This is a genomic window from Gilliamella sp. B3023 (assembly GCF_026536845.1).
Lineage (GTDB): Bacteria > Pseudomonadota > Gammaproteobacteria > Enterobacterales > Orbaceae > Gilliamella > Gilliamella apicola_E.
This window is the reverse complement of record NZ_JAFNNH010000005.1, coordinates 24,139-39,062: the sequence shown is the minus strand read 5'-3', so window position 1 is coordinate 39,062 and position 14,924 is coordinate 24,139. Positions and strand designations below refer to the sequence as shown.

Here is a 14,924-nt window from a genome sequence, read left to right as displayed (position 1 = left end):
TCAAATTAAGGATACATGGTTATGAAAAGTAATAATGAATATGCAAAATATGCGAATTTAAGTCCTTTTGAATTGAAAGATAATTTAATTAAACTAGCACAAAGCCATACTGACCGTGTAATGTTAAATGCGGGGCGTGGTAATCCTAATTTCTTGGCAACATGGCCACGACAAGCTTTTTTCCAACTTGGTGTTTTTGCTTTGCAAGAGTCTGAAATGTCTTTTTCATATATGAATGAAGGTATAGGAGGAATGCCAATTAAGGCTGGTTTAACAGGTCGTTTTGAACATTTTGTCCGTCAAAATTATCAAACTCCTGGCGTGTCATTTTTAGGTAAAGCGTTTTCATATATTCGCGATCAACTTGGTCTAGATGAAAATGCCTTCTTACAAGAGATGGTGGAAGGTATTTTGGGTTGTAACTATCCAGTACCTGATAGAATGCTGCATTTTAGTGAAGAGGTGGTTAAAGCCTATGTTCTTTCTCAAATGGGTGCGCAATATTTAAGACGAGATGATCTTGATCTATTCGCTGTTGAAGGTGGTACTGCTGCAATGGCTTATATTTTCAATTCAATGAAAGAAAATAACTTAATCCAAAAAGGTGATAAAATTGCAATTGGTGCACCTATTTTTACGCCGTATTTGGAAATTCCAGAGCTTAATGATTATCAATTGGTTGAAGTGTTAGTTAATTCTGATCCTGATAAAAATTGGCAATATCCAGAAGCCGAATTGCGCAAATTAGAAGATCCTTCCATCAAAGCATTTTATTTAGTTAACCCATCTAATCCGCCATCAGTAAAAATTGATGATAAAAGTTTGAAAATCATTGCTGATATTGTGAAAAAACGTCCAGATTTAATTATTTTAACTGATGATGTTTACGGTACATTTGCTGATGATTTCCAATCCTTATTTGCTATTTGTCCTAAAAATACGATTTTAGTTTATTCATTCTCTAAGTATTTTGGTGCAACAGGTTGGCGTTTAGGTGTGATTGCAATAGCACACGATAATATTTTAGATAACAAAATTAAAGCATTACCAAGCAAGGCTAGACAGATTTTAGATAAACGTTACAGCTCAATTGTGACCGATCCTGAAAATCTTAAATTTATCGATCGTTTAGTAGCAGATAGCCGTGCGGTTGCGTTAAATCACACTGCTGGTCTTTCTACGCCACAACAGGTTCAAATGGTGTTATTTGCATTATGTGAGATGATGGATACCGATCAAAGTTATAAAGCCGCATTGAAATCATTAATTCGTCGTCGAGCAGCATCATTGTATCAACATTTAGGACTTGAACATCATACTGATGAAAATAGTGTCGATTATTATACCTTAATTGATCTAGAACATATTTGTCGTGAACTTTATGATGATAAGTTTGCTAAATGGATCTTAAAAAATAAAAATCCATCTGAAATGTTATTTAGAATTGCTGATGAAGCTGGTGTAGTTTTATTACCAGGTAAAGGGTTTGCAGTGCAACATCCATCTGCTCGGGCTTCATTAGCTAACTTAAATGAATATCAATATGCGGCAATTGGTTTATCTATGCGTAAACTTGCACAAGAGTATTATGCAGAGTATCAAGGTAAAGCTAATAAAAAATAGATAATCATACTGATTAACTTATCAACTCTACTATCAAACCCTAGTTTATCTAGGGTTTTTTCTCTCATATCTCTCAAATTTCATTATAAATATTAGTTATTCAATTCTAATAAGAAACAAGTTAATTCAATAATATTGATTTTTTATATCGTTGTTTAGTGGCTTTTTTTATGGATGTGACTGTAAATCATAACGCAATGTTCAACACTATTTCATATAGCAACACATTTTGAATGTTCTCATAAAATTATTACTTTGCATCTAATTTAATCACTTCTCCTTTTTATCATTAAAAAATGCTAACCAATAAATTGGCCACTGGTTTTTAGATAGTAGATTGTTAACAGCATAGGCTATTATTACCAGAGAGATGGAGCCAGAAAGCACGGGAAACAATAAAAAGCTGAAATCGTAATTAACCTGACTTGCTGTTAATAATATAACCAACGGATTAGCACCTGCAGGTGGATGTACACATCTTAAGAATTGCATTGCTGCAATAGCACAACCCACCGCTAAAGCAGTAATAAAAATTGAATCACCAAATAATTTCAAAAATATAAGACCAATAAATGCTGATATAAGATGCCCAAAAATTACATTCCTTGGTTGTGCAAGAGGAGACTGAGAAACAGCAAATAAGATAACACATGAAGCTCCAAACGGAGCCATAATAAAATAGCTATCAGAATAGATAGTCAGATATTCCAGAGTTAAAATTGCCAAAGTTCCGCCTAACAGTCCTTGGAATAAATCAAGTAATTTAGGTCTATTAGGTAGTTTTTCACTACCCCAAAGAAAGAATTTCATTAATTGTTTTCCTTATAAGTTATAATATATGAATAGAAAATATGAACAGATCTGTACACAAAATTGATAGTAGTACAGATCTGTTCACTTTGCAATTTATTTAGGTGATTTATTTTGAAAAAAACAGATGAATTAATTATTAAGACGGCAGAAAAACTGTTTTATCGAACTGGTTTTTCTAGTGTAGGAGTAGATGATATTAGGGATATATCAGGATGTTCTAAAACTACTTTATACAATCACTTTGGAAGCAAAGATAAACTTATCGTAGAAGTGTTGAAACATAGAGACTCAATATTTCGTTCAAAACTTGAGGATTCTATCAAAGGACTCAATGGAAAAAATGCTATTTTGGGAATATTTAAATGGCATAAAAAATGGTTTTCTGAAGTGGATTATAATGGCTGTTTATTCATGCGAGCAGTGGAGGAAATGCGTGAAACCTTGCCTTGCGTATCAGATATACTTATGGAGCATAAAGAATTTGTTAGGCGTCTAATTTATTCAAAACTTGAAGATTATTTAGATAAAGAGTCTTTGACAAATAAACTGATGGTGATTCTTGAAGGATTAATTAATATTAGTGTAGTGTATAAAAACCATAGGGATCTTAATGATCAGATTGAACAAGATACCATTAATTTAGTATCAGAGATGATGAATAGGAATTAAGAATACAAATTAAAAATGTTTAATTGAAAGTAACTGTCAAATCAGAAAAATAATAATTTTCGAATTCAATAAGTGCATTGTGTGAAATGATGGATACTGATCAAAGTTATAAAGCCGCATTAAAATCGTTAATTCGTCGTCGAGCGGCATCATTGTATCAACATTTGGGACTTGAGCACACACTGATGAAAAGGTGTCGATTATTATACCTTAATTGATCTAGAACATATTTGTCGTGAACTTTAGGATGATATGTTTGCTAAATGGATCTTAAAAAATAAAAATCCGTCTGAAATGTTATTTAGAATTGCTGATGAAGCTGGTGTAGTTTTATTACCAGGTAAAGGGTTTGTATTGCAACATCCATCTGCTCGGGCTTCATTAGCTAACTTAAATGAATATCAATATGCAGCGATTGGTTTATCTATGCGTAAATTAGCTCAAGAATACTATGATGAGTATAAAACAAAGCAAAAATAAACCGGATTAAAGTAAGGACGATTTATTGTTTTACTGCATCAACTTAAACCCTAGAATATCTAGGGTTTTTTATTGTGGTTTTATTTAATAATTTAAGAATAGTGTATTGGTTAATTAAATTAGATTATTATTCAAAAATTATATATAAAAAAGTAACACCCATTATTAAGTTATAAATAATGTATAAGGATGTATTATGAATACTAACCATCTATCAGCAGCAATGTCTAAAAGTATCAATCACGTCAATCAAGAAGCTATAGAAAACAAAAGAATCGTTGGTTCTGTTGTTATAGTGGCTAAAAATGGAGAAATTATCTATCAGCAAGCTTGTGGTTATGCTAATCGTGAACAAAAAATACCTATGCATACTGACTCGATATTTTTATTGTCATCTGTTACGAAGCCAATAGTGACAGCTGCTGCATTATGTTTAGTAGAAAAAAGATTACTTAATTTACAATCGCCGGTTACCGATTATCTTCCTAGCTTCACTCCTAAGCTTGACAGTGGTGAGCAACCGATTATAACTTTACATCATTTACTGACTCATAGTGCTGGGTTGAAGTATCGATTTGATGAACCTAATGGTAAAGGTAATTATAATTCTTTGCAGATTTCTGATGGTTTTGATCAAATTGCTATCAGCTTGGAAGAGAATCTTAAGCGCTTATCTCAAACTACACTTATTTACCAACCAGGGACGAGTTGGTGTTATTCATTAGCACTAGATGTATTAGGAGCAGTAATAGAAGCGGCCACAAAGCAATCATTAGCAAGTGTCATCAAAACTCTAATAACCGAACCTTTAAACATGCCACACACTGGTTTTACTATATCTGAAAGCAGTCAATTGGTAACTCATTATTATGATGCCGCTCCAGAGCCCTTACCAATGCCAAGTCCATATTTTATGCATTTAGGTGCGGAATGGAATAATGGAATTTTATCTTATGATCCTAAACGGATATACAATAATAATGCTTACCAATCTGGTGGCGCAGGTATGGTTGGCAATGCGTGTGAGTTTATACAATTTTTGTTAGCATTAACCGAAAAAAATAACCCAATAAGCGAACAAAAATTAATGGATAAAATGGCTAAATGTTATATTAGTAGTGACTTTGCTACTCAAGGTCCAGGTTGGGGATTTGGTTATGGCGGTGCGGTACTTGATAATCCAGCTATAGCTCAAACACCTCAAGGTGAAGGCACAATAGAGTGGGTTGGTGTGTACGGTCATGATTGGTTTTATGACCCTCAACATGATTTAGCAGTTGTTATTTTTACTAATACAGCGATAGAAGGAATGTCAGGCCTATACCCCAAAAAAATCAAAGAGGCGATATATCGTTGTATTTAAAGTAATAGCTAACAAAATCGATAACTACATTTATTATTCTAAGTTAATATAATATTAAAAGTTCTGTTCTATCGTAATGAATTGATTAATAAATTGTTCTTATTGAGATTAGCTATAGTATCGTTTCTAACATTAGCTAACAACAGCACTGGTACTTTGTTAATGGTGAGTTATATTTTTTGGAAACAGAAGCTCTGATTATCATCGACACTAAAATCGATGTCTCATATCAATTTTAGAATGTAACAGAGCATGATGTTACTGAAACTATTTCCTTCACCTGTTTCAAATGTACAAAGTGAAAGTGATTTTGCCCATCCGACGATCTGCTTAATAATTTTTAAGTTTGGTTAATGGTATAAATATTAAACCTAACAGTCACCACAGCATTAATGTCATATGGCGTTACACGACCAATATTCCTAAACACTTCGACTTTCAGTAGCCATTGATTTAAAACAAGCAATGCTACGACTTGCCTAAACAATTTAGTTATATTTTTACAATTGGTACCAACTGATTAATACTGATTGGATAAATTACATTAACTATTGAAAGAGATACAGGTGAATTGATTTTCCCTTGTTGAGAATTATTTATACAAAAATCAATGAAAATCGATACCCAATTATCAGACAAATAAGGTAGTGTAATTAATTTATTAATTTAGCATTAGTATTTTCTCGTTGTTGATAACGACAAGATGAGTTAACTTGATAGTATCGATCAATTCAAAACTTGATTATAAACATATAAATAATTTGCTATTCACTATTATTGTCATGATAATAATATGAAAATATAAAATAGCTGAAAATATATAAAATATGCGAATTTTTATTACAATTTTGCTCTCAATTGAATACCTTTTAATTTTTTTTCGACTTGGTCAAAATAGAAACCTTATACTTAGCGATCAAAATGTAACTACAGGTTTAATTATCATTTTATTTATTTTTAATGCAATTATCGGGTTATGTTACTTACTAATCAAATCAAATAAAAAGACAAGTGACTACATAACAATTACAATGTTATTTACAATTATCTTTTTTATCCCGATAAATAACTTAATCATAGAAAATAAAAAGCAAAATTATAGGCAGCAAAAAAAAGCACTTGAAGAGGAATTACTTGGCGATACTTTAAAACCTTTTTATGAAGATAAAGGAACATTAGATGAAAGACGGATTCAAAATCTAAGAGAGAATTTCGCTAAAGGTTATGCAACAAACGGTGGTAAATTTTATTATGGTAGTGCTAATTATGACAAACCAATTTGTCATAAATTTAAACACTCTTTTGTTACCGATGACCAAATGTACATTATTTTAAGTTGTCAAAATCCGGATAACAGCATATTAAGTTATGCGCTAGCTACTCAAAAAGGTAATTCCTCATTTGTTAATCCTTGGAATGGTGGAAGACTAGATCACTATGAAGAATATTTAGTTTCAGAATATCCTTATATCAATTTACTCGATAATAATGATTATACTATTATCTATAAAGATCCTGTTGATGGAACTAGATATGGCAAATATTATGACCAACTATATGTTCTACCAATGTTAGATAAGAATGAAAATGAACTAAAATCCCATATTAGTGATCGTATTATTGAATTTCAAAAACAACATACTCATCAATTCCCTAATGATAAAGTGATTAAATTAGCTTACTATTTACTTGGTTCAAATCAATGCCAATCAGTAGATGATGTTAGCTTATTTGGCGATGATAATTTGATAATGAAATGTAATCAAAAATCTTTTTCCGTCAATTATGAAAAACTTTATCAATCAGTCCCTGTTCCATCTTTAATGATTCCATTAGAAGTATTGAGTGATAATCATGATCAGCAAGACTGTTTAATTTGTGCTTGTTCAAAAACAGGTCAGGTACAATTGGAAGAAGCGCCTGATTTTGATGCATCAGCTCTAAAAGAGAGAATTGCTGAACAATGTCAAAATGATAACCAATGGCCTTATAATAAGTGCGTTGGTATTTATTATGAGAGTTTATTAAAAACCGATTTCGGCAATTACTTAAGAGCATCTATCGTCCATGTAAAAGAGGGGACTAAAGTGGCTCAATGTATTGTGGAAGTGTCAGAAAAGAAGTTTACAGAAATACAAACTGGACTGAAAACGAATGGTAACCTGCGTAAAGCTAATTAGTTTAATTGCTAGATGGTATATTGAATAGTATTTTTATTTTATCTTGTTGGGTTTTGATAGGTATTTAGGAAAGATGGCGGATGCGCAGTAGAAAAAGGGAAATTCCCAATAAAACACAACCAATGATTTTATACAAATTATTCTTGCTTCGCCTTATCTATAAATCTCGGTTCTACTTTTGTGTCTAGCTTTTGAAAGTGGATTGTTTTGGACTGCTAAGGACTAGAATAATATGCTGGATGAGCAAAGCAATCAAATACAAATAACGAAAATGAAGTCAAATCGAAAAGATAACACTGTTCAATAACCATTTATAAAATCCCTTACTAAGTAAAAGATTAACGTTTTCAATTTTTTGGAGATAAATATATTTATAGTAGTCTCCATATGATTTAAATTCTTTTCCTACCAGATCGGTTTTTCATCAAATAATGTTTGAATACTAGTTAGGCTATTAGTGTAGCAATCTAGCCTATCGTCAAGACCTTTTATAACTCGTCTGAGTAACGGACAACAAAAATATCTTCTGTTGAAATAGGGATAGAAAGTCATAGAAATTTGTGTACACTATTATAAGATCTTTTCAAGTAATTAATTTTAAAACTGTACTAATGCTCACCTGATGGCATTAGTACTATAAATCCATTTTCACATATAATTTGCTATTTTTTATTAGATCAAAAACCAATTAATTTAGTATCTGTACTAATTAAATCAACAGAACTGTTGCATTGCTTGTAAAGATATCGTTCGCTCAACTCCATTAGTTTTGCATTATCTCCAAATCCTTTGCTTAATTGTTTTCTACCAAAGCGTGAAAAAACTAACGATTTACCTGATTTTGATAAATATTCATCTAAAACATTCTTTCTGATGTATAAGTAAGAATTTCTATCCATCGAGTAGCTAAATACTGCCAAGTTTCCGTTTTCATCAATCCATCCACTGCTTTGATCCCAACAAAGATTCATTTGCTCAACTAAGTCTGGACAAGGCATATTTATATCACTTTGTTCAATACTGCTTGAGTAATCGTACTCCCACTCTCCACCTCTTAAAAGCCAAACATTAGAGAATATTCTCTTATCATCCGAGATGCTTGTATCTTGTTCATCAATACATTGTTTAAAAGCGGGGCTTCTAGGATATTCAGCTAAATAAACTCTGTAACAGTGATTACTATTGTTATAAAGCTCGAATGTATTAGTATCGTCTGTATCAACAAAATAGCCATCATAACTTGATAGACAAAGAAATCTTTCTGAATCGTATGAAGCTTCATCCTCATCCTGAGATAAAAAAATTTCTGAATGAAAATTTAAATTAATCCACATAATCTCATTTTCATCTTTTAAAATGACTACATTGTCAGCTAGGAAATAATCATCTGTTTGTAGCCAGTTATCAATTCCACTCTTTGGAATTTCAATATCTTTTTTTATTAGATCATTAAATGGGTATTTAGGTAGAGGTAATAAATTTCTTATATCAGAAACATCAACTTTTCTAAGTTTTAATGACCAAAACCTATCAGAAGACAATTGTGGCTCCCAATTAGGTTGACTCACTGGTACATTTTTAGCTAATAACCCTATCAAACGATGCAAAGCTATCCAGTAGCATTTTTTACCAGTAGTTTCAACATATTTTGGCTTGGCCCGTCCTCTCCCATGTATACTAAGAGTTACTAAGTCATGATTGAGAGCTGTATTTGCATAACCAGGATACCCAATAGACTCTGCTTCTTTCATTATCCAACAGGCGATATTTTCATGTGTTATTCCTTTAGATTTTAGATCAAAGACTCTTAATTTTGACTCTATTTGGTAGCGCCAAAAATCAGGGAGTAATTTATCTCCCCATAAACACATGTTGGATGGTAAATTATCTAATGAAAGCAAAGTCTGCACATCATTAAGAACTGGCCACGTGCTGGGTAGAGTAGGATGAGATTCAAATTGATCTAAAATTCGATCTTCTTCAATACCTCTGCTTACAAGCTCCTGTTTTAATAGTTGGGAATGCTCTCGAATCAAAATATTTTTTGATCCGTTGCAGTCATCAATAAACTTATTTAATGGCTGTACAAACTCTTCCGCTGACTCTGGTAATAGTAAACAGGCTGTATACATAGCTAGGATAAGACTTTCTAGTATGTATTCATCATTTGACAAAGAAAATTTTTGAACGGCATAAGCACATATCGTAGGATATTTTTTAAAAAGTAAGACAAGACACCTTGTTGCACGGTCTCTGACTCGCCTATCAGTGGCAGAACAACACCATAGTAAAATTGAAGAAGCTAATTTGTAGCTTTCTTCGGGCCACCTAGTATCATCTATTTGTTCTAACGCTTCAATTAAAAACCAAATTGCACCTTTTTTATCATAAGACTCTGATAAAGCAACTGATAAATATGCATCTCTTGAGGGGGGGGCTTGTCGCCACAAAACTGTTCTAAACCATCCATCAATATTAAGGTAATGGTAAGGAACTACAGATAACTGGAATAGGCTTTCATAAACATTTTGCCACAACCCTCCTATGTATAATGCTCCATACATATACTCCTCAATATCTGGAGTAATACTTTGCTTAGAACGCCATGTAAGTGATTTAACAAAAAACTTATAAGCTAAATTTCTGTCTAAACCTAAATTTTCATCAGTAATTTCAACCTTAACTTGCTCAGGGAGAATACTTGCAAGAGCTTCTAAAACACCACTCTCCTCATCAGTTAAAAGTGCCAGCTTTTTAGCAATAGCTGATATATCTTTACTTTTAATATCTTGAAAGGATTGAATTATAGAATAGGCTTGCAACATATCTCCAAACCGTTGATATCCAAGCTTAATCAAAATATCTTCCTCATCAGCTATTGATAAAATTAAAAGTTGCTCTTTAACTAACTCATCAATAAATTTTTCTGGTGATAACTCACTTCCTAAAGTTGGCTTTATTGTTTCTATGGCAACCTCATAACTTATAGTCTGAGCGCTAGAATGTGCTAGCGCATCAGATAGTTTTAGCATTGCCCCCCTAACAATATTTTTAGGGCTAACGTAACCTAATCGCTCTCTTAATGAATTATCAACTTGTTTTAGATATTTAGAAAAAATATCTGAAAAACCATTAGTTGAAATATCAAGGAAATCAGAACCCTCTGATTTATAGGTTTTAAAAAATAAGTGTAAAAGCAGCGGATTTCGTAATTCATCTGAAAAAATAGGCGTTATCTCACTTTCAATATTGTAATGTTGAGAGAAAGATAAAAGTACTTCATGAAAACTTCTGGTAAATCCAATGTGATTATATGCATACCCTGGAAATCGTTCATCAACAACTAAATTAGTGTATGTGTCTCGAGCAGACACTACAATTTTTATGTAGTGATATTCTTCTAATTGTTGAATTATTTCAGGTAGTTTATTTTTCCACTTTCCTGCATTTGTTCCTTCATTTAACGCATCGATGGCAATAATAAAAGAATATCCATTCGCTTGAGCACTTGCTTGGAGGCAAGATAACAACTTATCTCGGCCTATATCAGAACCAAAACCTAATTTATTCCTAACAACGTCCCAAGGCTCTGCATTATCGAAATCTTCACCAAAAAGCACTAAGGTATAAGCTCCTTTTTCCAGTCTTCTCTTAGCAAAACTGACAATAGAATGTGTTTTACCCGCGCCTGCTGGCCCAGTTAACAACAAAGAGTGAGCATGATAAGATTGGATAAGGGGGCTATAAAGCATTTTCTCAATGTTTAATATCAAAGCAAGCAAGTCCCTAGATGCATCTAAGTCTCCAGCGGGAAAAGAACACATATATTCTGCTTGAAACTGCCTAAATGAGGGAGTATCATTTTCTGCACCATGCTTTGTGAAAAAATGCTTTTCTTGTGAATTTATCGCATTTTCACAGTATGGTTTGAGTGAATTTATGATATCTAAAATAGAACAAAGAGTAGTTTTTTCCAGAATATTGTACTTACTAGAAACTTTACCTAAAAGCGTTTCAAAAAGCTGCATAGCATTTACTTTTTCACTATCAGATGCTTGAGAAAATGCATCTTTTAAGTAGCTAGCCTTTGTCCTAAGATCATTTTTTAGTGGCTTCCAAGTATCAATAACCCATTGTTTAAAATCATAAATTTCACCAAAAGCATCTAAGGCATCATGGGCCTCTGTAATTATATCTAAATCATTACAATATCTTGGCCCTGCGAAAGCTGTTGCAGAGTCAATACAACTTTGTATTTTTTGATTAGTTAATATGTTTTCATTAAACCAATAGATGACAAAACCGTCTGATCTGTCTATTGATAAAATCTGCTGTCTTATTATTTCTGCTGTAACCAATTTTATTTTGAGGTTTGGTTGTTGAGTAGCAACCTCATTACACCATTCTTCAAATTTTTCAACTTCACTTTTTCCTCTTTTACCCTCTGCAACTCTGCCCGTCAGATCAAAGGGTATATAAATCCAGTATTCAGATAATGTTGGATGATTTTTTAATGCAGTAGATAATGATTGTTTGATTTGGCCAAACTCACTACTACCAAGCTTAAAAAAATATTTAGCCTGGACTCCTAAAATATTGCCTGTTGGGGATTTGAAATATGCCTCAACGCCACCGTCACCGCCATCACCGCGTAGACTGAAGAAAGAAGAGTCTTTAGACGGCTTACAATGAGCTTTAAAAAGTTGAATTGCAAGGGATTCAAAGCTATCATTTTTACTTTTAGGGGTAGATCGAATTTGAGAGAAATCTATTGTAGCCAAAATAACTACCTCACTATTTATAATATTTTTCTAGTTGGACTGACTTACTTAAATCTAATAACAGCAGTTAAATATCAACTCTAATATATTGTTACAACCGAAATGAATCAAGTTTTTATGTCTATAACAAAAAATATCTTTCTTCATTATTTAAACTTCAGGTAGCTTTATACCTATTTTATAAAAATTGACATAACCATCTATGGATGTTGTTTTTAAGTTATCAATATCAAAAAATTCATTTCCTTCTTGATCGGGATAAATGATTAATCCATAACTTAATAAGCAAGGAGCTTTACCTATGTCTAGTTTTTCATAAATTCTCTTTAATTGTGACTAGCCAGTCAATTGTGTAACGGTATGCTTTTGTTTGAGAAATATTTAGCGATATGATAAACCATCAACCAAGGATATTTAACAATGATAAAACAATTAAATAGTGAATTTAAAAGGAAATATGCATAGATAGTACTTAATGAGGTGGCTTATCAACGCGGTGATTTACTTGAGAATCGTTCAAAACTATGGATGATTGGGCGCAATTTTGCAAAGGTAGTTGATATGCCAATACGATTGATATTTTTACCTAGTTTTATCTCAATTTGATTTACTCTAGACAAGAATGAATTTGTTGATAGTATCGATATAAAATAATTTCATGGAATGTAACTCCTTGAGAGTATAAGCCAATGTGAGGAAATGATACAAGCCTTAAGTCCAGTTAAAAGAAGAAAATGAGATAAGTTCGATGTTGATCCAAAAAAATCTACTATATACAGATTAGACAATTACTATAACTATTTTATAATCATTAATAATTTCAACATAAGTGAAGAGATGGGCAGAAACTGACTTCTGCTAAAAACATTATGTTTTTCAGCGTATTAAATGGAAAGATGGCGGAAGCGCAGAGATTCGAACTCTGGGAGGGTCGCCCCTCGCCGGTTTTCAAGACCGGTGCTTTCAACCGCTCAGCCACACTTCCGCAATGGCTGTGAATATTAAAGGAGACGGACTTATTTGTAAATAGCTAATTTAATATTTTTCATCAACTGCTCTAATTTTCGCCAAATTCGGGTCAATTTAGGTAAATTGATATGGTTTACTTACCAAAATTAGTGTTGGAATCTTATTATTTGAGTATAATACACCGCAAATATCAATCCATGTTTTGAAAAATGTTAAATCAAATAGAAACCGATGAAAAAGGCTATTTAAAGAATTGGCAGGATTGGTCTGTTGATTTGGTGCCTGAATTAGCTATTAAAGAGTCTATTGAATTAACTGATGCTCACTGGGAAGTCATTTTATTCGTTCGTGATTTTTATTTAGAATATAAAACATCACCAGCAATCCGTGCGTTAGTTAAAGCAATGGAGAAAAAATTTGGTCCAGAAAAAGGTAATAGTCGCTATTTATATAAATTATTTCCTGACGGACCAGCTAAACAAGCAACTAAACTTGCAGGCTTACCTAAACCTGTGAAATGTATTTAAGTTAAGAGAACAATTATACTCATGATTAGATGGAAACTCCCATTTATATTACTTCTTGTATTAGGGTATTTGCAGTACTCATTATGGTATGGTAAAAATAATTTTTATGATTACCAAGAAAATGTGCAAATGCTTGAAAACCTACATCAAGAGAATGATAAGTTAAAAGCTCGCAACGAACAGATGTTTGCTGAAGTTGAAGATTTACAAAAAGGTTATGAAGCAATAGAAGAACGAGCTCGAAGTCATTTGGGTATGGTTAAACCTAATGAGTATTTTTATCGAATAATTATTGATTCCAACTCACAACAATAAGGTATTACGTGGCAAATAATAGTGATATTATCGCAATCGTTCCTGCCGCAGGAATTGGTTGTCGCATGGATAGTCAATTACCTAAACAATATTTAAAAATTGGTCAAATGACCATTTTAGAACACACCCTACAAAAATTATTAACCCACCCTAAAATCAGTCAAGTAGTAGTGGTGATAAACCAAGAAGATAAGCTTTTTAAAACACTTGATGTTGCATCAAAAGTTAAAGTGACTTATGGTGGTGAAACTCGTGCTGACTCTGTTTTAGCAGGCTTAAACTTAGTTGCTGAAAATCAATGGGCATTAGTCCATGATGCCGCAAGGCCTTGTGTTAGCCATGAAGATATCACTAAATTAATAAATCGAGTCTTACATGAAAACAAAGGCGGAATATTAGCAACCCCACTCAGTGATACGATCAAGCAAGCTTATACAGATGATGCCAATATCATTAGCCACTCTGTGGATCGTACATATTTATGGGGTGCTGCTACACCTCAGTTGTTTAATGCTGGTGAACTTAAAGCATGTTTGAGTAAGGCTTTAAATAATCATGTCGCCATCACTGATGAAGCATCAGCAATAGAGTATTGTGGTGGTCATCCATTATTAATTGAGTGTCGTCGAGATAATATAAAAATTACTCGCCCAGAAGATTTAAGCTTGGCTACGTTTTATTTAACTAATCAAATTTAATATAGGTAGATTATGCGAATAGGTCATGGATTTGATGTACACAAGTTTGGAGGGGAAGGACCAATTATCCTAGGTGGAGTAACAATTCCTTATCAATATGGACTTATTGCTCATTCTGATGGTGATGTCGTTTTACATGCTATCACTGACGCTTTAATTGGCGCATTAGCTTTGGGCGATATTGGTAAACTATTTCCTGATAATGATCCCAAATACAAAAATATAAACAGCCGATTGTTATTACAAGAAGTTTACCAAATTATTCAATCTAAAGGTTATGAATTAGTTAATTTAGATACAACTATTATTGCCCAAGAACCTAAAATGAGACCTCATGTAGATCAAATGCGCGTTAATATTGCTGAAGATTTGAATGTACATTTTGATCAAATTAATGTTAAAGCAACCACCACCGAACAACTAGGTTTTACAGGCCGTAAAGAAGGGATAGCTTGTGAAGCAGTAGTACTATTAGCAAAAAAACAAATACAAAATAAACGATAGGC

10 protein-coding genes, 1 tRNA gene and 1 pseudogene are annotated in these 14,924 nt (G+C 32.6%); 9 read left to right on the top strand and 3 right to left on the bottom strand.

What is annotated here, in order from left to right; all coding sequences use genetic code 11:
- The first annotated feature begins 21 nt into the window (after positions 1–21).
- A complete protein-coding gene (locus tag J3U16_RS04395; protein ID WP_065562154.1) occupies positions 22–1,623 on the top strand; it encodes a bifunctional aspartate transaminase/aspartate 4-decarboxylase in 1,602 nt (533 codons plus the stop codon).
- A gap of 270 nt (positions 1,624–1,893) precedes the next feature.
- Here J3U16_RS04395 and J3U16_RS04390 read toward each other — a convergent pair whose 3' ends face one another.
- Complete coding sequence (locus J3U16_RS04390; RefSeq protein WP_267330138.1) at positions 1,894–2,433, bottom strand: HPP family protein; 540 nt, start codon at positions 2,431–2,433, stop codon at positions 1,894–1,896.
- Positions 2,434–2,547: 114 nt separating this feature from the next.
- Between J3U16_RS04390 and J3U16_RS04385 the strand changes: the two genes are divergently transcribed.
- From J3U16_RS04385 to J3U16_RS04370, 4 genes and pseudogenes are all read left to right on the top strand, one after another.
- On the top strand, positions 2,548–3,105 hold the full coding sequence (locus tag J3U16_RS04385) for a TetR/AcrR family transcriptional regulator (RefSeq protein WP_267330139.1): 558 nt from the start codon (positions 2,548–2,550) through the stop codon (positions 3,103–3,105).
- 74 nt (positions 3,106–3,179) lie between these two features.
- Positions 3,180–3,585, top strand: a pseudogene (locus J3U16_RS12100) (bifunctional aspartate transaminase/aspartate 4-decarboxylase); the annotation flags it as partial.
- Between the two features lie 196 nt (positions 3,586–3,781).
- Entirely contained in the window at positions 3,782–4,948 is a 1,167-nt protein-coding gene (locus tag J3U16_RS04375; RefSeq protein WP_267330142.1) for a serine hydrolase domain-containing protein, read from the top strand.
- A gap of 1,031 nt (positions 4,949–5,979) precedes the next feature.
- On the top strand, positions 5,980–7,128 hold the full coding sequence (locus tag J3U16_RS04370; RefSeq protein WP_267330143.1) for a hypothetical protein: 1,149 nt from the start codon (positions 5,980–5,982) through the stop codon (positions 7,126–7,128).
- A gap of 677 nt (positions 7,129–7,805) precedes the next feature.
- On the opposite strand, the gene J3U16_RS04365 is transcribed toward J3U16_RS04370, so the two are convergent.
- Complete coding sequence (locus J3U16_RS04365) at positions 7,806–11,909, bottom strand: hypothetical protein (RefSeq protein WP_267330144.1); 4,104 nt, start codon at positions 11,907–11,909, stop codon at positions 7,806–7,808.
- A gap of 897 nt (positions 11,910–12,806) precedes the next feature.
- Positions 12,807–12,894 (bottom strand) — tRNA-Ser (locus J3U16_RS04360).
- 193 nt (positions 12,895–13,087) lie between these two features.
- Here J3U16_RS04360 and J3U16_RS04355 point away from each other — a divergent pair.
- From J3U16_RS04355 to ispF, 4 genes are read left to right on the top strand one after another with little or no spacing between them, the layout of a single operon-like run.
- Complete coding sequence (locus J3U16_RS04355; protein WP_065562146.1) at positions 13,088–13,405, top strand: TusE/DsrC/DsvC family sulfur relay protein; 318 nt, start codon at positions 13,088–13,090, stop codon at positions 13,403–13,405.
- Between the two features lie 21 nt (positions 13,406–13,426).
- Positions 13,427–13,720, top strand: a complete 294-nt coding sequence (ftsB, locus tag J3U16_RS04350; RefSeq protein ID WP_065562145.1) for a cell division protein FtsB — start codon at positions 13,427–13,429, stop codon at positions 13,718–13,720.
- A complete protein-coding gene (ispD, locus tag J3U16_RS04345) occupies positions 13,717–14,418 on the top strand; it encodes a 2-C-methyl-D-erythritol 4-phosphate cytidylyltransferase (RefSeq protein WP_416379927.1) in 702 nt (233 codons plus the stop codon). The genes ftsB and ispD overlap by 4 nt, the downstream gene beginning before the upstream one ends.
- Before the next feature lie 12 nt (positions 14,419–14,430).
- Positions 14,431–14,922 carry a 2-C-methyl-D-erythritol 2,4-cyclodiphosphate synthase gene (gene ispF, locus J3U16_RS04340; RefSeq protein ID WP_324169875.1) on the top strand — a complete coding sequence of 164 codons (492 nt, stop codon included), beginning with the start codon at positions 14,431–14,433 and terminating at the stop codon, positions 14,920–14,922.
- Positions 14,923–14,924 lie beyond the last annotated feature (2 nt).

Coding starts and splice junctions, on each gene's coding strand:
- ispF (WP_324169875.1), top strand. CDS start 14,431: ATGCGAATAGGTCATGGATTTGATGTACACAAGTTTGGAGGGGAAGGA.
- J3U16_RS04395 (WP_065562154.1), top strand. CDS start 22: ATGAAAAGTAATAATGAATATGCAAAATATGCGAATTTAAGTCCTTTT.
- ftsB (WP_065562145.1), top strand. CDS start 13,427: ATGATTAGATGGAAACTCCCATTTATATTACTTCTTGTATTAGGGTAT.
- J3U16_RS04375 (WP_267330142.1), top strand. CDS start 3,782: ATGAATACTAACCATCTATCAGCAGCAATGTCTAAAAGTATCAATCAC.
- J3U16_RS04390 (WP_267330138.1), bottom strand. CDS start 2,433: ATGAAATTCTTTCTTTGGGGTAGTGAAAAACTACCTAATAGACCTAAA.
- J3U16_RS04355 (WP_065562146.1), top strand. CDS start 13,088: ATGTTAAATCAAATAGAAACCGATGAAAAAGGCTATTTAAAGAATTGG.
- J3U16_RS04370 (WP_267330143.1), top strand. CDS start 5,980: ATGTTATTTACAATTATCTTTTTTATCCCGATAAATAACTTAATCATA.